Raw genomic sequence first — 24,509 nt, forward strand, 5'->3', positions numbered from 1 at the left:
ACCGCGCTCGGCGGGCGAAGCATCCACTCTGCCCGTGCACAACTCCCGGATCGCCCAGCTTGTGGAGGAGGGAGTGCCATGGGATCGCTCCCGCGGAAGGGCAGGAGGAGGGAAAGACAGAGGCGGCATCCCATGGGGGGAATGGGATGCCGCCACGCGCGACACCGCAGTTCGGGGGGTGCGTCGGGTGCCGCAATGCCAGAATCGATGTTCGGCCGCGACTGAGCATACGCAAACCCGCGCTACCTTCCAAACAAAACCCGATCACGGGTCGAGTGATATATCGATGAGAGTTCTCACATCTTTCGACCACCCACTATCGGAGGTAGTGAGTGTCAGCGGCCGTGGGTAGATTGCTTGCGGCATCCGACCCTCACCGTCACCAGCCCGCAAAGGAGCGCGCCGCATGAGCAGCCAGATCGACCACCTCCTCGACGAGACCCGGCGGTTCGCGCCCTCGGACGATTTCGCCGCGAATGCCGTCGGCACGGCGGAGCTCTACGAGCGCGCCGCCGACGATCGGGAGGGCTTCTGGGCCGATCAGGCGCGTGACCTCGTGCACTGGCACACGCCGTTCACACAGGTGCTCGACTGGTCGAACCCGCCGTTCGCCAAGTGGTTCGCCGATGGCAAGCTCAATGTGGCCTACAACTGCCTCGACCGCCACGTCGACGCCGGAAACGGCGACCGCGTCGCGCTGTTGTGGGAGGGTGAGCCCGGCGACGAGCGGCGGGTCACGTACGCGGAGCTCACCGACGAGGTGAAGCGTCTCGCGAACGTGCTCGAGGGGCTGGGCGTCGGCGAGGGCGATCGCGTGGCCATCTATATGCCGATGGTCCCCGAGGCCATCGCCGCGATGCTCGCGGTCGTGCGGATCGGCGCCATCCACTCCGTCGTGTTCGGCGGCTTCTCAGCCGACAGCCTGCGCTCGCGCATCGACGATGCGGGCGCGAAGGTCGTCATCACCGCCGACGGCGGCTACCGCAAGGGGAAGGTCTCGCCGCTGAAGCCCGCGGTCGACCTCGCTCTCGCCGGTCGGAACGGCTCCAACGAGCAGGAGACCGTCGAGAAGGTCATCGTCGTCAAGCGCGGCGGCAACGACGTCGAGTGGGTGGAAGGTCGCGATCTGTGGTGGCACGACGTCGTGCCGCAGGCGTCGAACGAGCATGAGGCACGGGCCTTCCCCGCCGAGAACCCCCTCTTCATCCTGTACACCTCCGGCACGACCGGGAAGCCGAAGGGGATCCTGCACACCTCCGGCGGCTATCTCACGCAGTCGGCGTTCACGAACAAGGTCGTGCACGACATCCACCCCGAGACCGACGTGTACTGGTGCACAGCCGACATCGGCTGGATCACGGGTCACACCTACGTGGCATACGGGCCGCTCGCCAACGGTGCGACGCAGGTGCTCTACGAGGGGACGCCCGACACCCCGCACCCCGGTCGGTGGTGGGAGGTCGTGCAGAAGTACGGCGTGACGATCCTCTACACGGCGCCGACCGCGATCCGGTCCTTCATGAAGATCGGCCGTGCCGTGCCGAAGCAGTTCGACCTGTCGTCGCTGCGGCTGCTCGGCTCGGTGGGCGAGCCCATCAACCCCGAGGCATGGATGTGGTATCGCACGATCATCGGCGGAAAGACCGCGCCGATCGTCGACACGTGGTGGCAGACCGAGACCGGCTCGATCATGGTCTCGGCCCTGCCCGGCGTGACCGAGACGAAGCCCGGCAGTGCGCAGGTTCCGCTCCCCGGCATCTCGATCGACGTCGTCGACGAAGACGGCAAGCACGTCGGCAACGGCAACGGCGGTCTGCTCGTCGTCACGAAGCCGTGGCCGAGCATGCTCCGCGGCATCTGGGGCGACCCCGAGCGCTTCAAGGAGACCTACTGGGAGAAGTTCGCGGCGCAGGGCTTCTACTTCGCCGGCGACGGCGCGCGCCTCGACGCCGACGGTGACGTGTGGCTGCTCGGGCGCGTCGACGACGTCATGAATGTCTCCGGGCACCGCCTCTCGACCACCGAGATCGAGTCGGCGCTCGTCGGCAACGAGGCCGTCGCCGAGGCGGCCGTCGTGGGCGCGTCCGACGAGACGACAGGCCAGGCGGTCGTCGCCTTCGTCATCATCAAGGAGAGCTACCTCAAGCAGCACTCCGCCGAAGGCCTCGCGCAGGGACTGCGCGCGTGGGTCGGCGAGCAGATCGGACCGATCGCCCGCCCCCGCGACGTCTACATCGTGGGCGAGCTGCCCAAGACGCGCTCCGGGAAGATCATGCGCCGGCTGCTGCGCGACGTCGCCGAGGGTCGCGAGGTCGGCGACACGACGACGCTCGCCGACACGGCGGTCATGTCGGTCATCAGCGCCCAGGTGAAATAGAAGAGTGGATGCCGCGACACGGCCGTGTCGCGGCATCCACTCGTCTGATCACTCGAAGCTGAAGACGACCTCGACCTCGACGGGGCTGTCGAGAGGCAGCACGGGAACGCCGACGGCGGAGCGGGCGTGGCGTCCGGCGTCGCCGAAGATGTCGCCCAGCACTTCGCTCGCGCCGTTGATGACGCCCGGCTGTCCCGTGAACTCGGGGACGGATGCCACGAACCCGACGACCTTCACGACACCGGTGAGTCGATCGACCCCGCCGACAGCGGCCGCGGCGGCGGCGATGGCGTTGAGCGCCGACTGACGCGCGTACGACTTCGCGTCGTCCGCCGGAACGAGCCCGTGGCCGTCGCCGACCTTTCCGGTCGCGGGCAGAGCGCCCGAGACCATGGGCAGTTGACCGGCCGTGTAGACGAGGTCGCCGTGCGCCTTGGCGGGCACGTAGGCCGCGACGGGAGGGACGACCTGAGGAAGGTCGATGCCGAGCTCGGCGAGGCGTGCGGAGATGGTCATGTGCTCAAGCCCCCTCGAACTGCTGCGCGGCGGTGGCCGCGGCATCCAGTCCCGCGTTCGCGGCTCCGCCGCCCGTCGGACGCTTGAAGTAGGCGACCAGACCGCCCTCGGGACCCTGCACGACCTGCACGAGCTCCCAGCCCTGCTTCCCCCAGTTGTTGAGGATGGCGGCGGTGTTGTGGATGAGGAGGGGCGTGGTGAGATATTCCCACGTGGTCATCTGCGGCTCCGAGCGGGGTCGAGGTGGGCGGAGAAGGAAATCCCTGATCATGGGCAGAACAGACGTCGGCGCACGGCACGCCGTCAAGGGATCTGCCAGGGTTCTCCCTTACGATCAAGCCTATGCCTGATAAGAATCGGACGGCTAGCGGTGTGCTCGGCGGTCTCGCCGGCCTCGTGGGCCTGAGCGCTGTCGCCGGTGTTCTCGTCGCCGCCACGGTCACCCCGGCCATCGCCCTGTCCGGTGCCGCGGCATCCAGCGCCATCACGATGTTCGACAACCTCCCGAGCGTGCTCGAGATCGAGAAGCTCATGCTTCCGTCGACGCTGTACTACACCGATCCCGGCACAGGCCAGCCGGTGGAGTGGACGCAGTTCTACGACCAGAACCGCTCCCCCGTCGAGTTCGACCAGATCGCGCCCGTGATGTACGACGCGATCCTGTCGAGCGAGGACAAGAACTTCTACAAGCACGGCGGCATCGACCTCGTCGGCACCGTGAGCGCCGTCGTCGACAACGTGCGCGGCCGCGACACCCGTGGTGGATCGTCGATCAGCCAGCAGTACGTCAAGAACATCCTCGTGCAGCGCTGCGAGGCCAACGCGAAAGACCAGGACGCGTTGCGGAAGTGCTACACGGATGCCACGACCTCGGTCGGCGACGAGGGCCTGCAGCGCAAACTGCAGGAGATGCGGTACGCCATCGCGCTCGAGCAGAAGTACTCGAAGAACGAGATCCTGCTCGGGTACCTGAACATCGCCGCCTTCGGGGGCAACGACTACGGCATCGATGCGGCCGCACGCCACTACTTCGGCGTCGCGGCGAAGGACCTGTCACTCGGCCAGGCCGCTGCGCTCGCGGGCATGGTGCAGAATCCCAACACCTACCGACTCGATCTGCCCAACGGCACCACGACCGACAAGGACGGCAACGGCGTCAACAGCGCCGCGGACGGCTACAAGCTCACGAAGGCGCGCCAGGTCTACGTGCTCGACCGCATGCTCGCGGACGGCAAGATCACGCAGGAGCAGCACGACGCCGCGGTGGCGGAGCCGATCACGCCGAACATCACGAAGCCGACGCGGGGCTGCGAGGCGACGGGCGCCGGCGCCTACTTCTGCCAGTACGTCGTCTCCATCGTGAAGACCGACCCCGCCTTCGGTGCCACGCAGGACGACCGCATCCGCGCACTCCGCCAGGGCGGTCTCAAGATCTACACGACGATGGACCCGCGTGTGCAGCAGGCCAACGAGGCTGCCATCAGTGAGCACACTCCCTCCTCGATCGCCGGGATGAACTTCGGGTCGACGTCGGTGAGCCTCGAGGCATCCACCGGCCGCGTCCTCGGCATCGCGCAGAACACGAAGTTCAGCGAAGACCAGAGCACGGCGGCGGACCCCAACTTCTCCTCCCTCGTCTACGCGGGCGATCCGGCCAACGGCGGATCCATCGGCTTCCCCGCCGGATCGACGTTCAAGCTCTTCACGCTCATCGACTGGCTCGAGAAGGGCAAGTCGCTCAACGAGACGCTCAACGGCGTCAACCGCGTCTTCACCAAGATGACCAACTCCTGCTACGGGAACTGGGTCAACACGGGGAAGGTCAAGATCGGCAACTACAACAACGTCGGCGGCTACGTCGGCACGCCGATGCGCTTCACGAAGGACTCGCTGAACTCAGGGTTCCTCGCGATGGGCGAGAAGCTCGACCTCTGCGACATCTCGAAGGTCGTCGCGAAGATGGGCGTCACCACCTTCCACATCAACACCGGTGAGGGCGACGACGTCGCGACAGGCACGCCCGAGACGATCAAGATGGTGAACGCGCCCGAGATCATCGGGTCGAACAACGTGTCTCCTCTCGCGATGGCGTCGGCGTACGCGACGGTCGCCAACAACGGCATCCGCTGCGAGCCGCGCGCGATCGACAAGGTCGTGGACCCCGACGGCCGCGAATTCGCGCCGCAGAAGTCCTGCACGCAGGTGCTCGACCCGACCATCGCCGCCACCGCGGCGTACGCCCTGCAGGGCGTCATGGCCAACGGCGGCACGGGTGCCGACGGCAACCCGAGGGACGGCACACCGCTCATCGGCAAGACCGGTACCCACGAGGCCTGGCAGACGTGGCTCATCGAGTCGAGCACGAAGGTCACGACCGCCGTCTGGGTCGGCAACACGCAGGGCTCGGTCCCGCTCGCCAAGCAGCGCTACGACGGCACGACCCTCAACTTCCTGCGCTACCGCATCAACAAGCAGATCATGAGCACCGTCGACGACATCTACGGCGGAGACGCCTTCCCGCAGCCGAAGCAGGATCTGCTGCGTCAGGTGCTCACCGACCTGCCCAACGTCGTGGGCCAGCCGGTCGACCAGGCGAAGGCGACGCTCGAGGGAGCCGGCTTCGATGTCGCGGTGGGCGACCCGATCGACTCCGACCAGCCGGCAGGCGTCGTCGCGGCGCAGAACCCGGCGGCAGGAAAGGTCGCGGGCGGCACCACCGTCACGCTGTCGCCGAGCAACGGAAACGGCGTGACCGTCCCGTCCGACGTCGCCGGAAAGTCGGTCAGCGAGGCGATCAGCTACCTCCGCTCGCTCGGCTTCGGCAACGTGCAGCCGGGCACGTGCACGGAGGACAAGGACGCCAAGGGCAACGGGACCGCCACCGGCACCAACCCGCCGGGCGGCACGACCGTCAACCGCAACTCCCAGATCAACGTCGACTACAAGAGTCAGCACTGCGGCCAGTGACGACGTCTTCGACACGGACCGCCCTCACCGCGCTCGGCGCGGTGGGGGCGGTGGCCGTCGGCTCGGCGGTGTGGGGCATCGGCATCGAGCGCTACCTGTTCACGCTCCGCCGCCATGAGCTGCGGCTCCTTCCGCGCGGCGCGGCACCGCTCACCGTGCTGCACCTCTCGGACGCCCACATGGCGCCGTGGCAGCACCGCAAGCAGCGGTGGATCGAGGCGCTCGCCGAACTGGAGCCCGACCTCGTCATCAACACGGGCGACAATCTCGGCCACGAGGACGGACTGCGCGGCCTCCGGCACGCCTTCGACCCGCTGCGCGGCATCCCGGGCGTATATGTGCACGGGTCGAACGACCACACCGCTCCCTCCCCGCGCAATCCGCTCCGGTACTTCATGGGTCCGTCGAAGAACAACCCGACGGCCGAGCCGCTCGACACCCAGGCGCTCGACGCGTACCTGACGGATGACCTGGGCTGGGCGCCGCTCAACAACGTCGCGACGGTCATCGAGGCGGGCGGGCTGCGCATCGACGCGTTCGGAGTGAGCGATGCCCACCGCCGCTGGGATCGCGTCGAGGCGCTGCCCGACCAGCTCGAGGAGGTGCGCGACGCGGGCGACGCCGATCTCACCATCGGCGTCACACACGCGCCCTACCGCCGCGTGCTCGATCCGTTCGTCGACTTCGGCGCCGACATGATCTTCGCGGGCCACACGCACGGGGGTCAGGTGCGGGTGCCCGGCTTCGGCGCGCTCGTCGCGAACTGCGACATCCCGTTGCGCCAGGCTCGGGGGCTCAGCACGTGGAAGCGCGGCGACCGCTCGGTCCCGCTGAACGTCAGCGCGGGCCTCGGCCACTCGATCTACGCCCCTGTGCGGTTCGCGTGCCGGCCCGAGGCATCCCTCATCACACTCCTCCCCCGCGAATGACGCGCGACCGTCGTCGATTCGGAGCCTGCCCGCGAATCAGGTAGGCTTGGAGGGTTGCCACGGGGTGTGGCGCAGCTTGGTAGCGCGCGTCGTTCGGGACGACGAGGCCGCAGGTTCAAATCCTGTCACCCCGACAGCAGAGAGGCTCCACCAGCATTGGTGGAGCCTCTTGCCGTACCAGGGCCGCACACGAGAACAGGAGCATTGGATGCCGGAACCCCGCCTCGTCGCGTTCGACCTCGACGACACCCTCGCCCCCTCCAAGAGCGCCATCGACCCGCGCATCGGCGACCTCCTCATCGCCCTCGCCGAACGGGTCGAGGTCGCGATCATCTCGGGCGGACAGCTCGCCCAGTTCACGGCGCAGGTCGTCGATCTGCTTCCGGATGCCTCGCCGGAGACTCTCGCGCGGCTGCACCTCCTGCCCACGTGCGGCACGCAGTACTACCGCATCACGCCCGACGGAGTCGAGACGGTCTACGCTCGCTCGCTCACGGAGGACCAGAAGACGCGCGCCCTCGCCGCGGTCGAGAGCCAGGCCCGCCGCCTCGGGCTCTGGGAATCCGAGACCTGGGGCGAGATCCTCGAAGACCGTGGCTCGCAGATCACCTTCTCCGCGCTCGGGCAGAAGGCCCCCGTCGCGGCGAAGACCGCGTGGGATCCCACCGGCGAGAAGAAGAACGCGCTCCGCTCGGCCGTCGCCGACCTGCTCCCCGACCTCGAGGTGCGCTCCGGCGGATCGACGAGCGTCGACATCACCGAGCGCGGCATCGACAAGGCGTACGGCATGCGTCAGCTCTCGGAGCAGACCGGCATCCCGCTCGACGACATGCTCTTCGTCGGCGACCGCCTCGACCCCGACGGCAACGACTACCCGGTCCTCGCGATGGGTGTGGCGTGCCAGGCCGTCGAGGGCTGGGAGGACACCGCCGAGTTCCTGGAGGGCCTCATCCCGACGCTTCCCGAGCCGGCCTCGGAAGCCGCCTGACCTGTCGCGGACACGCCGAACTCCGGCAGGCTGCAACGGGTGAGTTCCGGCGACGGGGTGTCGCCCGGCGTGTCGTCACAGGCCGCCGGAGTTCGGCACGACTTGTGCGGTGAGACCTCCCGCGTCAGGCCCGCACGCGCGGGGCGCCGCCCGCCGTGGCCTCGGCGGGAGCGCCGGCCAGGGGCAGCAGGCGCGTGAGCTGAGTCACGTGCTGGGGGCCGAGCTCCTCGAGCGACGAGACGCCGAGCAGTTGCATCGTGCGCTCGATCTCGCTGCGCAGGATCGCGATCGTCCGGTCCACGCCCTCGCGCCCGCCGGCCATGAGGCCGTAGAGGTAGGCGCGGCCGATGAGCGTGAACTTCGCGCCGAGAGCGATGGATGCCACAATGTCAGCGCCGTTCATGATGCCCGTGTCGACCATGATCGTCGCGTCCTTGCCCACCTCGCGCACGACGTTGGGCAGCAGGTGGAACGGGATCGGTGCGCGGTCGAGCTGACGCCCGCCGTGGTTCGACAGCACGATCCCGTCGACGCCGAGGTCGACGAGGCGCTTCGAGTCCTCGACGTTCTGCACGCCCTTGATGACGATCTTGCCGGGCCAGATCTCGCGGATGACCGCCAGGTCGTCGTAGCTGATCGTGGGATCCATCGCGGCGTTGAGCAGCTCTCCCACCGTCCCGCCCGTCGTCGACAGCGACGCGAACTCGAGCTTGGGAGTCGTCAGGAAGTCGATCCACCACCACGGCCGGGGGATCGCGTTGATGATCGTGCCGATGGTGAGCTGCGGCGGGATCGAGAAGCCGTTGCGCTTGTCGCGCAGCCGCGCACCGGCGACCGGCGTGTCGACCGTGAACATGAGCGTGTCGAAGCCCGCCGCGGCCGCGCGGCGCGCGAGGCCGTAGGAGATCTCGCGGTCGCGCATGACGTAGAGCTGGAACCAGTTGCGGCCGTGCGGATTGGCCGCTTTCACGTCCTCGATCGATGTCGTGCCGAGGGTCGAGAGGGTGAACGGGATGCCGGCCGCGCCGGCCGCCGATGCACCGGCGATCTCGCCCTCCGTCTGCATGAGGCGGGTGAAGCCAGTCGGCGCGATGCCGAACGGCAGGGCCGAGGGCCCGCCGAGGATCGTCGTCGACAGATCGACGCTCTCGGCGGGGCGGAGGATCGACGGGTGGAACTCCACGTCCTCGAAGGCCTGGCGTGCGCGGGCCAGCGAGAGCTCGCCCTCGGCCGCGCCGTCGGTGTAGTCGAACGCCGCCTTCGGCGTGCGGCGCTTCGCGATCGTGCGCAGGTCGGCGATCGTGAGTGCGCTCGACAGGCGTCGGCGCTTGCCGTTGAGGTCGGGTGCCTTGAACTTCATGAGCTCGAAGAGCTCGGACGGGACGGGCAGCTGGCGCTGAACCATGAGTGGATCCTGTTCTCGGTCAGCCGCGGGTCAGGCCCGCGGTGGCGTAGTAGCCGGTGATGTGATCGTGGACGAGCGAGCGGGCGAGATCGGCCTCCCCCGCGTCGATCGCCTGGAGGATGTCGCGGTGCTCGGCGCGCAGACGCGAGGCCGCGGCATCCCAGTCCTCGATGCGCTTCGCGCCCGCCTGCACGTACGACTCGATGGCGGTGCGGAGGCCCGCCATCGAGGCACCGACGACAGCGTTGCCCGAGGCGTCGGCGAGCCCCAGGTGGAACTGCGCGTCGAGGGCGAGGAACTCGTCAGCCGTGAGCGTGCGGTCCTCCATCGCCCGCAGCACCGCCCGCACGTCGGCGAGATCGTGCGTCGATTCGGTGGCGAGGTGCGCGACGACCCACTCCTCGAGGAGCAGGCGCGTCGCGACGACGTCGGCGAGGGGGAAGCCCTGCGCAGCGACCTGCAGCCGCAGGAGCGCCGCGAGGCCGCCGCGCGGGGTGGCGATGATGATCGCGCCTGACGTCGGGCCGGAGCCCGTCGCCGTGCGGATGAGGCCCATCACCTCGAGCACGCGGAGCGCTTCGCGGACGCTCGATCGGCCGACTCCGAGCGTCGAGGCGAGCTCGCGCTCGGGAGGGAGGCGATCGCCGGGCGCGAGCCGGCCCTCCAGCAGGTCGCTCTCGATCTTCTCGAGCACGACGCGCCAGGCCCGGGCGGGGGCGGTGTCGGCAGCCACGGTGCTCCTCCTCGCAGTGGTCCGACCACACTACACGCAGTGGTCAGACCACGCAACGCGGGCGAAATCCGGTCGTACTCTGATGCTCATGGATCCCCTCGTCCTCGTCCTCCTCGTCGCGGCGGTCAGCTGCGCGTTCTGCTGGATCGCCTCGCTCATCACGAAGGACACCTCGTGGGTCGACCGGATCTGGTCGATCGTCCCCGTCGTCTACGTGTGGATCTTCGCCATCTCCGGCATCGTCGCGAGCGGCTCGGGCGGTGAGGTGTTGGCGGGCACCGCACCCGGTGACTGGTACGTCGACGGCGGCGATCCGACCCGCCTCATCGTCATGGCGATCCTCGTCACGGCGTGGGGCGCACGCCTGACGTTCAACTTCGCACGCAAGGGCGGCTACACGGGAATGGAGGACTACCGCTGGGCGATCCTCCGCGCGCGGATGACGCCGTGGCAGTTCCAGCTCTTCAACGTCTTCTTCATCGTGCTCTACCAGAACGCACTGCTCGTGCTGATCACGCTTCCGGCATACGTGGCGTGGCAGTATCCCGTGCCCTTCACCGGATGGGATGCCGTCTTCGCGGCGCTCTTCGCCGCGTTCCTCGTCGGCGAGTTCGTGGCGGACCAGCAGCAGTGGGACTTCCACCGGGCCAAGAAGGCGGCAGGCGGAACGCTCGACCCCGGCTTCGTCACGACGGGCCTGTTCCGCTTCAGCCGCCACCCGAACTTCTTCTTCGAGCAGGCCCAGTGGTGGGCGTTCTACGCGCTCGGGGCGACAGCGGCCGTCGCATCGGGTCTGGGCGTCTTGGGCGGCGCGATCAACGGGACGATCGTCGGCGCGGCCCTGCTCACCCTGCTGTTCATCGGGTCGACGATCTTCACGGAGTCGATCACCGCGTCCAAGTACCCCGCGTACGCGGACTACAAGCGCACGACGTCGATGCTCGTGCCCCTCCCTCCGCGGCGGCGGGCGACCAAGGCGACCGCGTGACGCGACGGACCGTGCACGAACTCAGCAAAAATCGCCGGGGCGCCGTCCGACACGCCGCCTCCGGCCGCGCGATGCGAGAAATTTGAGGAGTTCGTGCCCGGGTTCAGCCGAGCCGTCCGCCGGATTCGGCCAGATAGTCCTCGGCGCAGAGCGCCTCGTACGTGACGCGCTCGGACGTCAGCTCGTCGATGGCTACCTGATCGCCCTCGAACACGAAGCGTCCGCCGACGAGCCGCGCATTGAAGAGCGCCTTGCGACCGCAGCGGCAGATCGTCTTGAGCTCCTCGAGGCTGTGCGCGAGTTCCATGAGCCGGCGCGAGCCGGGGAACGCGCGTGTCTGGAAGTCGGTGCGGATGCCGTATGCCAGCACCGGAATGCCGTCGAGCACGACGATCCGGAGCAGATCGTCCACCTGATCGCGGGTGAGGAACTGCGCCTCGTCGAGGAGGAGACACGCGACGTCGACGGGATGCTCATCGGCCTCGGGGACGAGAGACGCCGTCGCCTCACGCCGGACTCGGGCGCGGTGCTCCGCGAACACGGCACGCAGATCGTCGTCGGGCCAGACGAGGAAGTCGACAGCGCGCGTGACCCCGAGCCGGCTGGAGATCTCGTCGGCGCCCTTAGTGTCGATCGCGGGCTTGGCGAGGAGCACGTGGTGTCCGCGCTCCTCGTAGTTGTGGGCGGCCTGCAGGAGCGACGTCGACTTGCCGGAGTTCATCGCCCCGTAGCGGAAGTAGAGCTTGGCCACTTGCCGAGTTTAGAGGAGCGGCTTCCCGCGCCCCGTCAGGGCCTCTCCCACGCCTCGATGCCGCCGTCGACGACGGTGAACGTCGGCGCAGCGAGAGCCACCTCGGGGAGCCGCGGGAGCCACGCGGGGTCGCGCTCCGCGACCTTCGCGCGGAGGTGACCGAGCTCGTAGGCGAGCTGACCGTGGGTGACAGGGATCGCGGGGGGCGCAGCATCCACTCTCCTGATGCGCGTGCCGTCGAAGCGGTACCCCCGCGCCGTCGCCTCGAGGCGCAGCTCGCCGAGGAAGTGGCCGATCGCGTCGAGCGGGTCGTCCGCCGCGCGGAACCGCTCGAGCTGCGGGTGGCGGGTGTATCCCTTCGTGCCGCCCGCGAGCACCTTCTGCGCGAGGAGGCCCTCACGCCAGCACGCGACGAGCGCCGCCCTGTCGAGGATCGAGGGATGCAGCGACCAGAGCCTCATCGGCCGCCGAAGCCTCCGCCGCCTCCGCCGCCGCCCGAGAAGCCGCCGCCGCTCGAACCGCCGGACGACGACCAGCTGCTCGAGAAGGATGACGAGCTGGACGAGCTCGACGATCCGCCGCTCGACACCGGCGTCGCCGCGAGGTGGCCGATGGAGCGGGAGGCGTCGGAGAGCGAATCGGTGCGGATCGAATCGAAGAGGGCGAGGCGCGACGCCGTCGCCTCGAGCGGGGAGGCCGAGCGGATGACCTCGATCCAGTGCCGCTCCATGCCGAACAGCACGGCGTACGGCAGCAGCCTCTCGTAGAGGTTCACGACGTCGACGCCCGCTCGGTTGGGCGCGTCGCCGAAGGGGCGCCGTCCGCCCGAGACGAGATCGGCTGTCTGCGGCGACTGGGCGGCGCGCAGGCGGTCCTCCTCGGCCAGCCGCAGGTACTCGCGGATACCGTCCAGGTACGTCCGGTGCATGCCGCCGGCGCGGGTGAGCGTCGTCTTCGGCAGCGAGAAGAACGGCAGGACGATGAACGCCCCGAAGGCGCTCACGATCGACAGCAGGTTGATCCAGCCGCCGAGCGCGCCGAGGTCGGTGAGCACCGAGGGCACGCTGTCGACGAAGAACAGCATCACGACGGCGACGATCAGCCCGCCGAACGTCAGCGCGCCGCGGACGACACCGACCCACCCGGGGGTCTTGGCGCGATAGCCGCGGTCGACGGTCGCGTCGTCGATGCGACGGACGTACGTCACGGCGCGGACGGGCGGGTTGGAGGCGAACTCGCCCAGGTCGACGCGGTCGCCCGGCTCGGCATCCTTTCCGTACAGGGTCGTGACGATCCGGCGGTCGTCGTGCTCGAGGCCCGAGGTGTCGCGCAGCACGACGCTGAAGTCGTCGGGCTCGTCCCGGTCGCCCTTCGCCGTGATCTCGACCTTGTCGCGCACCGCGAGGTCGACGACGTGCGCTGCGAGGGCGCGCGCCGGCACGCCGAGCACACCCGCGGAGAGCGTCGGCGACTCGTCCACGGGCGGGGTGTACTGGACGATGACGGGCGCGTCGTCGGGGTTGCGCCGCAGGAACGCCTTCATGACGAGGATGAAGACGAGCCCGCCGAAGCCGGCGAGCAGGCCGAGCACCGGCAGGATCCACTCCCACCACGGGTACGGCGGAGGCGGGGGCGGCGTCGGCGCGGCGAAGGTGCGCTGCGCGAAGCCGATCGCGACGGTCATCCCCTCGTCGGCGGCGAAGCCCGTGTCGGTCGCAGTGAAGAGCACAGCGCCGGCCGCGGCATCCCTCCCGCTGTTGGAGAACGCCCACGCGCTGACCTCGTCGGGCCACACGCCGTCGGGCTCGGGGCCGCTGATCTCGCAACGGTCGGTCGAGCCGACCGGTCCGCGGTAGCAGTAGTCGCGGCCCGCCATGAGGCCGTCGGCGGCATCGCCGGCGACGTGCACGCGCGCCGTGACGGTGCCGAAGGGCTGGGCGTGATCGGTGCTGAGCGCATCCCAGTAGAACTCGTCGGCCCCCGTATCGGCGTAGCGGAGCACGACGTCGTGCATCGTGTACGAGATGACGTACGTCTGCTCGCCGTGGACGTACGAGTCGTCGCCGGTGAGGACGTAGACGTTCTCGTCGTCCTGCTCGGTCCACCAGACGATCGGCTGGCCGCCGGCTCCCGTGACGTTGACGACGGTCGTGCCGAGGTCGATGCCCGACTCCGTGAGCGGCAGACGCCGGACGATGCCCTTGTTCTGGTCGGAATCGGGGAACTGGGCGACGAGCGTCTCGGTCGTGTAGAGCAGAGAACTCGAGTCCGCCGAGCGGACGAGCCAGTAGTCCGCGGTCAGCGAGTCGTACGTGAAGTCGTCGACTCCCGCTCGGACGACGGTGGTGATGGATGCCGCGGCCGGCGCCTCAACCGGGGCCGCGACCGCCGCCTCAGCCGGGACCGCCGCCTCAGCCGGGACCGCCGCCTCAGCCGAGGTCGCCGTCAGCGCGAGCGCGCCAGCGACAAGGATCGCCGCGACCGCCCTGCGCGCGACAGTGCTCAGCCCCATCGGGCCAGCGTAGTGGCGGGCGTGGTCACGCGGTGAGGGTGACGCGGGCCGTCACGCCGTGAGGGCGAGCGCCTCCGCGGTCTCGGTGAGCGTCTCCTGCGCCACAGCCGGGCGCGGGTTGAGCGTCTCGCCGTAGCTCGGGATGAGCTCCTTCAGCGTCGGCTGCCAGGCGTCGATGCGGTCGGGGAAGCACGTCTTGAGCAGGCCGAGCATGATCGAGACGGCCGTCGATGCGCCCGGCGAGGCGCCGAGCAGGCCGGCGATCGAGCCGTCCTTGGCGGTCACGACCTCGGTGCCGAACTGCAGCACGCCACCCTTCTTCGGGTCCTTCTTCATGACCTGTGCGCGCTGTCCGGCCTGCAGCAGCTCCCAGTCCTCGTCCTTCGCGCTCGGCATGAACACGCGCAGGCTGTCGACCTTCTTCGCGTGGTTCTTGAGGAGCTCGCCGACGAGGTACCGGATCAGACTCGGGTTGTCCCACGCGACCTTCAGCATGGGTCCGAGGTTGCCGGGGCGCACCTGCGTCACGATGTCGAGCATCGAGCCGTTCTTGAGGAACTTGGGGCTGAACGTCGCGAAGGGTCCGAAGAGGAGGGATGCCTCGCCGTCGACGACACGCGTGTCGAGGTGCGGAACCGACATGGGCGGCGCGCCGACCGACGCCTGCGAATAGACCTTCGCCTTGTGCTGCGACACGAGGGCGGGGTTGGTCGTCTTGAGCCACTGGCCGCCGATCGGGAAGACGCCGTAACCGGAGATCTCGGGGATGCCCGAGCGCTGCAGCAGCTTGAGGGCCCAGCCTCCCGCGCCCACGAAGACGAACTTGGCGTTCAGGGTCCCGGGCGTACGGCCGATCGTGTCGCGCCACTTGACCTGCCAGGTGCCGTCGGCGAGCTTCTTGAGCCTGCGCACCTCGCGGTTGGTGATGACCTCGGCGCCGTGGTCCTTGAGACCGTCGAAGAGCTGGCGGGTCAGCGCGCCGAAGTCGACGTCGGTGCCGGCCGGAACCCGCGTCGCGGCGAACGGCTCGCCCTTGCGTCGCTTCTTCATGAGCAGCGGCGCCCACTTGTTGATGACCCGGGAGTCCTCGCTGTACTCGATGCCGGCGAAGAGGGGCTCCTTCTTGAGCACCTCGTAGCGCTTGCGGAGGTACGCGACATCCTTCTCGCCGCGGACGAACGTCATGTGCGGCGCGGAGTTGATGAACGTCGTGGGCGCGTCGAGCACGCCCCGCTCGACGAGCGACGACCAGAACTGTCGGCTCTGCTGGAACTGCTCGTTGATCGAGATCGCCTTGGCGGGATCGAGCGTGCCGTCGGGACCCTCCGGCATGTAGTTCAGCTCGCACAGCGCCGCGTGCCCCGTGCCCGCGTTGTTCCAGGCGTTCGAGCTCTCGAGCGCGACGTCGGAGAGTCGTTCGTAGACGACGATCTTCCAGTCGGGCTGCAGCTCGGCGAGGAGGGTTCCCAGGGTGGCACTCATGATGCCGCCCCCGATGAGCAGGACGTCGGCGGTTTCTGTCACCAGACGATTCTAGAGGCGCGGCAAGAGAGCGCCCGCCGGGTCTCTCGCCGACGAGAGTTCAGCGCGACAGCGAGCGGCGTCCCGCTCGCCGGAGATGACGAATGGATGCCTCGGCTAGGCCGAGACGCCCAGGTTGGCCGCGACGACCTCGGCGATCTGCACGGCGTTGAGCGCCGCACCCTTGCGGAGGTTGTCGTTCGAGATGAAGAGCACGAGGCCCTTGCCCTCGGGTGCCGACTGGTCGGCGCGGATGCGGCCCACGTAGCTCGGGTCGCTGCCCGCCGCCTGCAGCGGCGTCGGAACCTCTTCGAGCACGACGCCCGGAGCACCGGCGAGGACCTCGCGCGCGCGCTCGGGCGTGATGTCGCGCGCGAACTCGACGTTGATGCTGAGCGAGTGGCCCGTGAAGACCGGGACGCGCACGCACGTGCCGGCGACGCGGAGGTCGGGCAGCTCGAGGATCTTGCGGCTCTCGTTGCGGAGCTTCTTCTCCTCGTCGGTCTCGTTGAGCCCGTCGTCGACGAGGTTGCCCGCGAAGGGGATGACGTCGAACGCGATGGGCGCGATGTACTTCTCGGGCTGCGGGAAGTCGACCGCGGCCCCGTCGTGCACGAGGTCGATCGCGTTCGGCTGCGCGACCACCGCTTCGATCTGGCCGAGGAGTTCCTGAGCGCCCGCGAGACCCGACCCGCTGACGGCCTGGTAGGTCGACACGATGAGACGCTCGAGGCCGGCCTCGGCATCCAGCACCTTCAGAACCGGCATCGCAGCCATCGTCGTGCAGTTGGGATTGGCGATGATGCCCTTCGGCGGGTTCGCGATCGCGTGCGGGTTGACCTCGCTCACGACGAGCGGCACATCGGGGTCCTGACGCCAGGCGCTCGAGTTGTCGATGACGATCGCGCCGGCCTCGGCGAAGCGGGGCGCGTGCGCGCGGCTTCCCGTGGCACCGGCCGAGAAGAGGGCGACGTCGATGCCCGACGGGTCGGCGGTCGCGATGTCTTCGATGATGACGGTCTCGCCGCCGAACTCGACAGCGGTGCCGGCCGAGCGCGCGGTCGCGAAGAGGCGGAGCTCGCGGATCGGGAAGCTGCGCTCGGCGAGGATCTCGCGCATGACGGTGCCCACCTGGCCCGTGGCGCCGACGACGGCGACGGAGAGTCCGGAATCAGAGATGCGGGTCATGGTGATCCTCGTTCGTTGCGACGGCACGCGGCTGCCGGGCGGTGCAGGGTGTGCCCGATTCTACCGGCCGGCGCGTGCGCCCCGGACCGCGTGACGACCGCCGGACGCCGCAGGATTCACGCCAGAGTCAGCGCGTTCCAGTGTCCGGGCTCGTCGAACGCGCCGCACGCGACGTCCACGCCGTCGGGGCCGATCGTCGCGGCGCACATGAGCAGCGACAGCGTCGGGTAGCCGAGGGGACGGTTGTCGCGGATGATCGCGCGGTCGTCGGTGGGCGGAAGATCGGCGGATGCCTCGAGCAGCGCGAACCACGGATCGAACCAGTCGATGGGGGCCGCGGCATCCCTCGCCTCCCGTGCCGCCTGCGCGTTCCTCTCCTCACGTGACGCGTGCGCATCCCTCTCCTCGCGTGCCGCGTGCGCGTCGGCGAACGGGGTGAGCCAGTGCGCGATGCGCGGGGTGGCCTCATCGTCGACGTCGTCGTGCGCGATCATGTGCGTGCCGGGCGCGAGCTCGGTCGTGCGGAGGACGTCGCCGTCCCACGTCGTGACGACGACCTTGGGGCCCTCGACCTCGACGAGGTTGAAGCCGTGGGTCCTCGGGGGCTCCGCGGGGGTGCGCCCGGCCACGGCCTCGAGCACGACTCCCCCGCGCGACTCGAGGCCCTCGTCGGGGAGCCCTTCCACGTCTTCGCGGTTCAGGAGCACGGCCAGGCGCCGGCCCTCGGCATCGGCGGCGAGCCACGCGCCGCCCGCGCGCGCATCGCGCACGCCGACGACGCCCGGGTACGTGTCCGGCCACCAGGGACCTACGGGGTTCCAGGGACGGCCCGGATCCTCGTCGCGCACGGCCAGGAGCCGGGTCGGCTCGTCGGCGCTCGCGGGCACGTGGACGATCACGGTGCACATTGTTCTGACGCCCTTCTGCCCGATGCGACGCCGGGCGCACGTCGGCGCCGCATGGGAGGATCGGGGAATGTTCATCGTAGTCGGCGTGACGGGTGGCATCGCCGCCTACAAGACGGTGCAGCTCGTGCGGCTTCTCGTGACCGGCGGACACGACGTGCACGTCATCCCGACGGACGACGCGCTGCGCTTCGTCGGCCTCACGACCTGGGAGGCGATCAGTCGCAACCCGGTCACGACGTCGGTGCACGAGGACGTCTCGGAGGTGCGGCACGTCGCCCTCGGACGCAAGGCCGACCTCGTGATCGTCGCGCCCGCCACCGCCAATTCCCTCGCATCGATGACGGCCGGTCTCGCCGACGATCTGCTCGGCACGACACTGCTCGCGACCTCGGCGCCCGTCGTCGTCGCGCCCGCGATGCACACCGAGATGTGGCAGCATCCCGCGACCGTCGCCAACATCGCGACGCTCCGAGAACGCGGGGTGCACGTCGTCGGACCGGCCGACGGTCTGCTCACCGGCGGAGACAGCGGCCCCGGCCGGATGTCGGAGCCCGAAGACGTCGTCGCGTTCGCGCTGGCCCTGTTCACAGGCGACCTCGACGGACTCGAGGTCGTCGTGTCGACCGGCGGCACGCGGGAGCCGATCGACCCGGTGCGATACATCGGCAACCGATCGAGCGGACGCCAGGGCGCGGAGGTCGCGCTCGCGGCCGCGGCCCGGGGAGCGAGGGTGCGGCTCGTCGCGGCCCATGTCGACGGTGGAGTGCTGGATGCGGCATCCCGCCATCCCCGTATCGCGGTGACGCGCGTGGGCACGGCCGCCGAGCTCGGCGAAGCGGTGCGTGCTGCGTCGGCGGATGCGAACGTCGTCGTGATGGTGGCTGCCGTCGCGGATTACCGCGTCGCCGAGGTGTCGGACCGCAAGCTGAGCAAGGAGGACGGCCCGCTGCAGTCGCTCGAGCTCGTGCAGAACGAGGACATCCTGGCGGGACTCGTGGGTTCGCGGCGCTCAGGACAGATGATCGTCGGGTTCGCGGCCGAGACGGCGACGGATGCCGACGAGCTGCTCGACCGCGCGCGCCGCAAGCGGCGGCGCAAGGGCGTCGACCTGCTGGTCGTCAACGAGGTGGGGTGGTCGGCCGGCTTCGAGACGCCGGACAACCGGGTCGTCGTGCTCGGAGCCGATGACGAGGTCGCGGCCGAGGCATCCGGAACCAAACGACAGGTCGCCGACGCCCTGTGGGACGCGGTGCTCGCCGTGCGGGCCGCATCGAACTGACGCGGGAGCGGCGCCGTTCAGCCGCGGAAATCGCGGCCGCTCGGCGAATCGGCGCAGCTGAACGGACGGGGCGCCGATCAGTTGCGGCGAATCGCGGCGGTACGCGCGAATCGACGCAGGTGAGCGGGAGTCAGCGGCCGGAGCCCGCGTAGACCGTCGCGTCGGCGTCGCCGTCGAGACCGTAGGCGCGGTGCACGACCTGCGCGGCCGCGGCGAGGTCGTCGCCGCGCACCACGACCGAGATGCGGATCTCGGACGTCGAGATCATCTCGATGTTGATGCCCGCGACGCTCAGCGCCTCGAACAGCGTCGCCGAGACGCCCGAGTGCGTGCGCATGCCGGCGCCGACGACCGAGAGCTTGCCGATCTGGTCGTCGTGGACGAGGCTCTCGAAGCCCACCTCGGCCTGCTCGCCGGCGAGCGCCTTCAGCGCCGTCGCGGCGTCGCCCTTGGGAAGCGTGAACGAGATGTCGGTGCGGCTCGTGGCGGCGGCCGAGACGTTCTGCACGATCATGTCGACGTTGGCGCCCGACTTGGCGACGATCTTGAAGATCTCCGCGGCCTTGCCGGGGACGTCCGGCACGCCGATGATCGTGATCTTGGCCTGGCCGAGGTCGGTCGCGACTCCGGCGACGACGGGCTCTTCCATGGGACCTCCCTGATCGGGGTTCTGCGTGCGCGGATTCTCGTTGAGGACGTACGTGCCCTCGCTCGAGCTGAACGTGGAACGCGCGTGGATGAGGACGCCGTGACGGCGGGCGTACTCGACGGCGCGGATGTAGAGCACCTTCGCGCCGTTCGCGGCGAGCTCGAGCATCTCCTCGCTCGAGATGCGGTCGAGCTTGCGCGCCTTCGGCACGACGCGGGGGTCGGCGGTGAAGATGCCGTCGACGTCGCTGTAGATCTCGCAGACGTCGGCGTTCAGGGCCGCGGCGAGGGCGACGGCGGTCGTGTCGGAGCCGCCACGGCCGAGGGTGGTGATGTCGCGGGTGTCGCGGTTGAAGCCCTGGAAGCCCGCCACGATGACGATGGCACCTTCGTCGAGGGCCTCGCGCAGGCGCACGGGCGTGACGTCGACGATGCGCGCCGAGCCGTGGTCGGCGGTCGTGATCATGCCGGCCTGGCTGCCGGTGAACGAGCGGGCCTCGAAGCCCATGGAGTGGATCGCCATGGCGAGGAGGGCCATCGAGATGCGCTCGCCGCTGGAGAGGAGCATGTCGAGCTCGCGGGGCGCCTGGATCGGCGCGACCTGCTGGGCGAGGTCGAGCAGCTCGTCGGTCGTGTCGCCCATCGCGCTGACGGCGACGACGACCTCGTGCCCGGCGCGGCGCGTGTCGACGATGCGCTTCGCGACCCGCTTGATGCTCTCCGCGTCGGCGACGGACGACCCGCCGTACTTCTGGACGATCAGCGCCACGATGGAACTCCCGGGGATGCGCCGCCGCTCGGATCGACGGCGGAGGGCGAGCGGATGCCGCGCCCAACGCACCATCTTACGGACGGGCTCATGCCGCCCTGACCATGTGACCGGGCTACGGAACCTCGGCCTCGCCGAGTGGCGGAGGCCCGGGACGGGCGCGACGCGGAACGATGCCGCCGGTCGCCGCGAGCCAGCAGCCGAGGATGACGAGCGGGAACCCGATCAGCAGTCCGATCGACAGCGTCTCCCCCAGGAGGATCGTGCCGAGCACGATGGCGACGACGGGGTTGACGTACGTGAACAGGGGCGCGCGCACGGGGCCCACCTCGGCGATGAGCGCGAAGAAGGCGATGAAGGCGACGGCCGTGCACACGACGCCGAGCGCGACGAGCGACACGGTGCTGCGCACTGTCGGCACCTCGTGCTGCGTCAGGATGCCGATCGGCAGATAGAACAGTCCGACGGCGAAGAGCGAGAGCGTGATCGACCCGAGCGCCGGGACGTCTTTCAGCTTCGTCGCCACGATGAACGGCGCGATCGCGTAGCAGAGGGCGACGAGCAGCACCTCGCCGACGGCCAGCAGGCTCGAGGTGCCCGCGACGGCGAGCGCCGGCCCCGCGACGATGATCGCGACACCGGCGAAGCCGATGAGGAGCCCGCTCGCTCGAGCCGGGCGGAGCACGCCCCGGTCTCCCCGGAAGAAGGCGATGACGGCGGCGAACAGCGGGACCGTCGCGACGAGCAGACCGGTGAGGCCTGACGGGAGCGTCTGCTCGGCGTGGCCGAGCAGCAGGAAGGGCCCGGCCATCTCGATCGCTCCGAACGCGAGCACCCACGGCCAGAGCTTGAGGGCGGGGACGAGGGCGCGTCGGTGGATCGCGATCGGCAGCAGGATGAGGGCGCCGATGAGCGTGCGCCCCGCGACGATCGCGGCCGGCGAGTAGGAGTCGACCGCCTCCTTGATGAAGAGGTAGGGCACGCCCCAGACGAGCGCCATGACGGCGAACAGCACCCAGCCCTTGGTGCTGAACCGCTGGGTCTGGTTCACAGCGTGCGGCGTCCCTCGAAGGCACGCCCGAGGGTGACCTCGTCGGCGTACTCGAGGTCTCCACCGACGGGAAGCCCTGACGCCAGCCGGGTCACCCTGATCTCGAGGGTGTGCAGGAGGCGGCTGAGATACGTCGCCGTCGCCTCCCCCTCGAGGTTGGGGTTGGTCGCGAGGATGACCTCCACGACGGTGCCGTCGGCGAGGCGCTGCATGAGCTGCGCGATGCGCAGGTCGTCGGGCCCGATGCCCGCGATGGGGCTGATGGCGCCGCCCAGCACGTGGTACAGGCCGCGGAACTCCCGCGTGCGCTCGATCGCCGCGACGTCCTTCGCGTCTTCGACGACGCAGATGAGCGTCTGGTTGCGGCGCGGGTCACGGCAGATCGCGCAGCGATCCTGCTCCGAGACGTTGCCGCAGATCTCGCAGAAGCGCACCTTCTCGCGCACCTCGGCGAGCAGCTGCGCGAGGTGCGACACGTCGAAGTTCGGCGTCTGCAGGATGTGGAAGGCGATGCGCTGAGCGGACTTCGGGCCGATGCCCGGGAGCCGCCCGAACTCATCGATGAGGTCTTGGACGATGCCGTCGTACATGGCTCAGCTGAACCTCGTCGGCGGCTCGTAGGGCTCTTCGCGCACGAAGGTGGCACCGAGCACCTGCCGCACGACGGCCTCGCCGTAGCGCTGCGGCCCGCCGGCGCGCGGCGAGGCCGGGGGTGCTCCACGCGGCGTGAGCGGCGGCGCGATCACGGGGGGCACCGGAAGATCGGCGGATGCCGGCGGCTCCAGATCGTCGTCGTCATCGTCGTCGCGCTCGACGGGGGGTGCCACCTCGCGCGGAGGCAGCACGTCGCCCTCGCGCGGCGGAGCGAGAGTCGCGGTGCGGAGCCGGGATGCCTCGGTCGCGGCGTCCTCCGGCTCATCGTCGATCGGGAACTGACCCATTCCCGCCGGATCAGGCGGCGGGGGCGGCGCCTCCGAGTCGGTGGGCGCGTCCGCCTCGAAGGGCGCGGGTGGCGAATCCCAGGCGGTCGACGTGTCCGGCCCGGAGGTCGTCGAGAGGGCGGACGACCCCGCCGAGCCTGGGATCGGCGCGACGGCCCACTCCGTGACGGGGGCCGCGGAGGCGCGAGCCGGCGCCGTGGAACGGCCCGCCCCTCGCTCGGCGTCGGCGCGCGGCGCGGCGGGGCGGCTTCCGGCGTCACGTGCGGGCGCTCGCCCGCCGGAGCTCGGGGCTGCTGTCGCGGCCGACCCGCCGGTGCCGCCGCTGCGGGCCGGTCCGCCCGCTCCCCCACCCGTGCCAGGGGCCGCATCCGAGTCCTGCCGCGCGATGTACTTCACCCGGATGCCGAGCACGGCGAGGATCGCCGAGCGCAGATCTTCACTCGGACCGGCACCCGCGGAGAGCTGCTTGAACTTGGCGACGTCGCTCTGGCTCTGGAAGGTGAGCGTGAGGACGTCGTCCGTGAGCGCCGCGATCTTCGCCCCCGAGGCGATGAGCCAGGAAGAGCGGCTGATGTTCTCGAGCTGACCGAGCACTTCGGGCCAGGAGTCGCGCATGCGCTGCAAAGTGACCGGGCCGGAGGGGATCGACGGCGCCGGCTCGATCGGAGAGGGCACCGGCGACGAGGGCGTGACGGACGCCTCGGCGGGTTCGGCGGCCGGAGCGGGCGCGGCAGTGGCGGCCGCGGCGGGAACGGCAGCGGCGGGTGGAGCGGGCGGGGCAGTGGCGGCCGGAGCCGGCGCGGCAACGCCGGCCTGAGCGGGCACGGCAGCGCCCCGCGTCACGACCGGCGCGGCGGCGACCGGCGCGGCGGCGCCCGCCGGCGCCTGCGCGGCCACGACCGGCGCCGGCGCACCGCCAGCGGCCACGCTTCCGCCGCTCGCCGCGAGCACGCGCGCGACCATCAGCTCGAGCTGGAGCCGCGGCGACGTCGCGCCCGTCATGTCGTCGAGAGTCGCGATCACCAGGTCGGCCGTGTGCGAGAGGCGCGCAGCGCCGTACGCCTCGGCCTGACGCTCCATGCGCGCGAGCTCCTCGGCCGACACTCCGCGGAGCACGGCGGCCGCACCCTGGCCCGTCGCGTGGACGACGATGAGGTCGCGCAGGCGCTCGAGCAGATCGTCGACGAAGCGGCGCGGGTCTTGCCCGGTCTGCACGACGCGGTCGATCGCCGCGAAGGCGGCGGAGGCGTCTGACGCTGCGAATGCGTCGACGACCTCGTCGAGAAGCTCGGCGTGGGTGTAGCCGAGCAGTGCGACGGCGCGCGCGTACGTCACGGTGTCGCCCTCGGAGCCGGCGATGAGCTGGTCGAGGAGCGACAGCGTGTCTCGCGGTGAGCCGCCGCCGGCGCGCACGACGAGCGGCAGCACGCCGGACTCGACCGATACGCCTTCGGTCTCGCACAGCGCCTGGACGTACTCGAGCATCGCGCCCGGGGGCACGAGCCGGAACGGGTAGTGGTGCGTGCGCGAGCGGATCGTGCCGATGACCTTCTCGGGCTCGGTCGTGGCGAAGATGAACTTGACGTGGTCGGGCGGCTCTTCTACGAGCTTGAGCAGGGCGTTGAAGCCCTGCGGCGTCACCATGTGCGCCTCGTCGAGGATGAAGATCTTGAAGCGGTCGCGGGCGGGCGCGAAGATCGCCCGCTCGCGCAGGTCGCGCGCGTCGTCGACGCCGTTGTGCGACGCGGCGTCGATCTCGACGACGTCGAGGGACCCGCCCCCGCCGCGCCCGAGCTCGACGCAGCTGTCGCACTTTCCGCACGGCGTGTCTGTCGGCCCCTCGCCGCAGTTGAGACAGCGCGCGAGGATGCGGGCGGACGTCGTCTTCCCGCAGCCGCGCGGACCCGAGAACAGGTAGGCGTGGCCGACCCGGTCGCTGCGCAGGGCGGTCATGAGCGGCTCGGTGACCTGGGCCTGACCGATCATCTCGCCGAACGCCTCAGGACGGTATCGGCGATACAGAGCGGTGGTCACCGGA

General features: G+C 70.0%; 20 protein-coding genes and 1 tRNA gene. 7 read left to right on the forward strand and 14 right to left on the reverse strand.

The annotated features are described in order from the left end of the window. The first annotated feature begins 406 nt into the window (after nt 1-406). Nucleotides 407-2,377 carry an acetate--CoA ligase gene (acs, locus tag AAIB33_RS10655; RefSeq protein WP_345799939.1) on the forward strand — a complete coding sequence of 657 codons (1,971 nt, stop codon included), beginning with the start codon at nt 407-409 and terminating at the stop codon, nt 2,375-2,377. A 48-nt stretch (nt 2,378-2,425) separates the two neighbouring features. On the opposite strand, the gene AAIB33_RS10660 is transcribed toward acs, so the two are convergent. Then, nucleotides 2,426-2,893, reverse strand: a complete 468-nt coding sequence (locus AAIB33_RS10660) for a RidA family protein (protein ID WP_345799940.1) — start codon at nt 2,891-2,893, stop codon at nt 2,426-2,428. 4 nt (nt 2,894-2,897) lie between these two features. Continuing rightward, on the reverse strand, nt 2,898-3,113 hold the full coding sequence (locus AAIB33_RS10665; protein WP_345799941.1) for a hypothetical protein: 216 nt from the start codon (nt 3,111-3,113) through the stop codon (nt 2,898-2,900). Between the two features lie 152 nt (nt 3,114-3,265). On the opposite strand from AAIB33_RS10665, the gene AAIB33_RS10670 reads away from it, so the two are divergent. The 4 genes from AAIB33_RS10670 to AAIB33_RS10685 all read left to right on the forward strand — a co-directional run bounded on the left by AAIB33_RS10670 (nt 3,266) and on the right by AAIB33_RS10685 (nt 7,777). Next, entirely contained in the window at nt 3,266-5,860 is a 2,595-nt protein-coding gene (locus AAIB33_RS10670; protein ID WP_345799942.1) for a transglycosylase domain-containing protein, read from the forward strand. After that, the gene (locus AAIB33_RS10675; protein WP_345799943.1) at nt 5,857-6,789 is read left to right on the forward strand and encodes a metallophosphoesterase; all 933 of its coding nucleotides are present in this window, start codon (nt 5,857-5,859) and stop codon (nt 6,787-6,789) included. The genes AAIB33_RS10670 and AAIB33_RS10675 overlap by 4 nt, the downstream gene beginning before the upstream one ends. Before the next feature lie 60 nt (nt 6,790-6,849). Beyond that, nucleotides 6,850-6,923 (forward strand) — tRNA-Pro (locus AAIB33_RS10680). Between the two features lie 74 nt (nt 6,924-6,997). After that, complete coding sequence (locus AAIB33_RS10685; RefSeq protein ID WP_345799944.1) at nt 6,998-7,777, forward strand: HAD-IIB family hydrolase; 780 nt, start codon at nt 6,998-7,000, stop codon at nt 7,775-7,777. Between the two features lie 124 nt (nt 7,778-7,901). On the opposite strand, the gene AAIB33_RS10690 is transcribed toward AAIB33_RS10685, so the two are convergent. Both AAIB33_RS10690 and AAIB33_RS10695 read right to left on the reverse strand, forming a co-directional pair. Further along, nucleotides 7,902-9,182 (reverse strand): alpha-hydroxy acid oxidase, encoded by a 1,281-nt coding sequence (locus AAIB33_RS10690; protein WP_345799945.1) that lies wholly within the window; start codon nt 9,180-9,182, stop codon nt 7,902-7,904. A 19-nt stretch (nt 9,183-9,201) separates the two neighbouring features. Beyond that, nucleotides 9,202-9,915 (reverse strand): GntR family transcriptional regulator, encoded by a 714-nt coding sequence (locus tag AAIB33_RS10695; protein WP_345799946.1) that lies wholly within the window; start codon nt 9,913-9,915, stop codon nt 9,202-9,204. Between the two features lie 88 nt (nt 9,916-10,003). On the opposite strand from AAIB33_RS10695, the gene AAIB33_RS10700 reads away from it, so the two are divergent. After that, nucleotides 10,004-10,903: a DUF1295 domain-containing protein gene (locus tag AAIB33_RS10700; RefSeq protein WP_345799947.1), complete on the forward strand. Its 900-nt coding sequence runs from the start codon at nt 10,004-10,006 to the stop codon at nt 10,901-10,903. A 103-nt stretch (nt 10,904-11,006) separates the two neighbouring features. Here AAIB33_RS10700 and AAIB33_RS10705 read toward each other — a convergent pair whose 3' ends face one another. From AAIB33_RS10705 to AAIB33_RS10730, 6 genes are all read right to left on the reverse strand, one after another. After that, entirely contained in the window at nt 11,007-11,654 is a 648-nt protein-coding gene (locus tag AAIB33_RS10705) for a thymidine kinase (RefSeq protein WP_345799948.1), read from the reverse strand. Nucleotides 11,655-11,689: 35 nt separating this feature from the next. After that, the gene (locus tag AAIB33_RS10710) at nt 11,690-12,115 is read right to left on the reverse strand and encodes a pyrimidine dimer DNA glycosylase/endonuclease V (protein ID WP_345799949.1); all 426 of its coding nucleotides are present in this window, start codon (nt 12,113-12,115) and stop codon (nt 11,690-11,692) included. Further along, nucleotides 12,112-14,166, reverse strand: coding sequence for a DUF2207 domain-containing protein (locus tag AAIB33_RS10715; RefSeq protein ID WP_345799950.1), 2,055 nt, complete (start codon nt 14,164-14,166; stop codon nt 12,112-12,114). Before AAIB33_RS10715 ends, AAIB33_RS10710 begins: the two co-directional genes overlap by 4 nt. Nucleotides 14,167-14,217: 51 nt before the next feature. Then, nucleotides 14,218-15,690, reverse strand: coding sequence for a malate:quinone oxidoreductase (locus tag AAIB33_RS10720; protein ID WP_345799951.1), 1,473 nt, complete (start codon nt 15,688-15,690; stop codon nt 14,218-14,220). A 114-nt stretch (nt 15,691-15,804) separates the two neighbouring features. Further along, nucleotides 15,805-16,875 (reverse strand): aspartate-semialdehyde dehydrogenase, encoded by a 1,071-nt coding sequence (locus tag AAIB33_RS10725; protein WP_345799952.1) that lies wholly within the window; start codon nt 16,873-16,875, stop codon nt 15,805-15,807. 116 nt (nt 16,876-16,991) lie between these two features. Beyond that, nucleotides 16,992-17,783: an NRDE family protein gene (locus AAIB33_RS10730; RefSeq protein WP_345799953.1), complete on the reverse strand. Its 792-nt coding sequence runs from the start codon at nt 17,781-17,783 to the stop codon at nt 16,992-16,994. Nucleotides 17,784-17,850: 67 nt separating this feature from the next. Here AAIB33_RS10730 and coaBC point away from each other — a divergent pair, with 67 nt between their 5' ends. Then, on the forward strand, nt 17,851-19,062 hold the full coding sequence (coaBC, locus tag AAIB33_RS10735; protein WP_345799954.1) for a bifunctional phosphopantothenoylcysteine decarboxylase/phosphopantothenate--cysteine ligase CoaBC: 1,212 nt from the start codon (nt 17,851-17,853) through the stop codon (nt 19,060-19,062). A 130-nt stretch (nt 19,063-19,192) separates the two neighbouring features. On the opposite strand, the gene AAIB33_RS10740 is transcribed toward coaBC, so the two are convergent. From AAIB33_RS10740 to AAIB33_RS10755, 4 genes are all read right to left on the reverse strand, one after another. Next, complete coding sequence (locus tag AAIB33_RS10740; RefSeq protein ID WP_345799955.1) at nt 19,193-20,479, reverse strand: aspartate kinase; 1,287 nt, start codon at nt 20,477-20,479, stop codon at nt 19,193-19,195. Between the two features lie 115 nt (nt 20,480-20,594). Then, nucleotides 20,595-21,530 carry a DMT family transporter gene (locus tag AAIB33_RS10745; protein WP_345799956.1) on the reverse strand — a complete coding sequence of 312 codons (936 nt, stop codon included), beginning with the start codon at nt 21,528-21,530 and terminating at the stop codon, nt 20,595-20,597. After that, on the reverse strand, nt 21,527-22,120 hold the full coding sequence (gene recR, locus AAIB33_RS10750) for a recombination mediator RecR (RefSeq protein ID WP_345799957.1): 594 nt from the start codon (nt 22,118-22,120) through the stop codon (nt 21,527-21,529). The genes AAIB33_RS10745 and recR overlap by 4 nt, the downstream gene beginning before the upstream one ends. A 3-nt stretch (nt 22,121-22,123) precedes the next feature. Then, nucleotides 22,124-24,505, reverse strand: a complete 2,382-nt coding sequence (locus AAIB33_RS10755) for a DNA polymerase III subunit gamma and tau (RefSeq protein ID WP_345799958.1) — start codon at nt 24,503-24,505, stop codon at nt 22,124-22,126. Nucleotides 24,506-24,509: the final 4 nt, after the last annotated feature.

It is taken from the genome of Microbacterium sp. AZCO (assembly GCF_039614715.1).
Lineage (GTDB): Bacteria > Actinomycetota > Actinomycetes > Actinomycetales > Microbacteriaceae > Microbacterium.

Excerpts from the sequence above, each read along its gene's own strand:
- AAIB33_RS10710 (WP_345799949.1), bottom strand. The coding sequence starts at position 12,115 with ATGAGGCTCTGGTCGCTGCATCCCTCGATCCTCGACAGGGCGGCGCTC.
- AAIB33_RS10690 (WP_345799945.1), bottom strand. The coding sequence starts at position 9,182 with ATGGTTCAGCGCCAGCTGCCCGTCCCGTCCGAGCTCTTCGAGCTCATG.
- AAIB33_RS10665 (WP_345799941.1), bottom strand. The coding sequence starts at position 3,113 with ATGACCACGTGGGAATATCTCACCACGCCCCTCCTCATCCACAACACC.
- AAIB33_RS10700 (WP_345799947.1), top strand. The coding sequence starts at position 10,004 with ATGGATCCCCTCGTCCTCGTCCTCCTCGTCGCGGCGGTCAGCTGCGCG.
- AAIB33_RS10685 (WP_345799944.1), top strand. The coding sequence starts at position 6,998 with ATGCCGGAACCCCGCCTCGTCGCGTTCGACCTCGACGACACCCTCGCC.
- AAIB33_RS10725 (WP_345799952.1), bottom strand. The coding sequence starts at position 16,875 with ATGACCCGCATCTCTGATTCCGGACTCTCCGTCGCCGTCGTCGGCGCC.
- coaBC (WP_345799954.1), top strand. The coding sequence starts at position 17,851 with ATGTTCATCGTAGTCGGCGTGACGGGTGGCATCGCCGCCTACAAGACG.
- acs (WP_345799939.1), top strand. The coding sequence starts at position 407 with ATGAGCAGCCAGATCGACCACCTCCTCGACGAGACCCGGCGGTTCGCG.
- AAIB33_RS10730 (WP_345799953.1), bottom strand. The coding sequence starts at position 17,783 with ATGTGCACCGTGATCGTCCACGTGCCCGCGAGCGCCGACGAGCCGACC.
- recR (WP_345799957.1), bottom strand. The coding sequence starts at position 22,120 with ATGTACGACGGCATCGTCCAAGACCTCATCGATGAGTTCGGGCGGCTC.
- AAIB33_RS10715 (WP_345799950.1), bottom strand. The coding sequence starts at position 14,166 with ATGGGGCTGAGCACTGTCGCGCGCAGGGCGGTCGCGGCGATCCTTGTC.
- AAIB33_RS10660 (WP_345799940.1), bottom strand. The coding sequence starts at position 2,893 with ATGACCATCTCCGCACGCCTCGCCGAGCTCGGCATCGACCTTCCTCAG.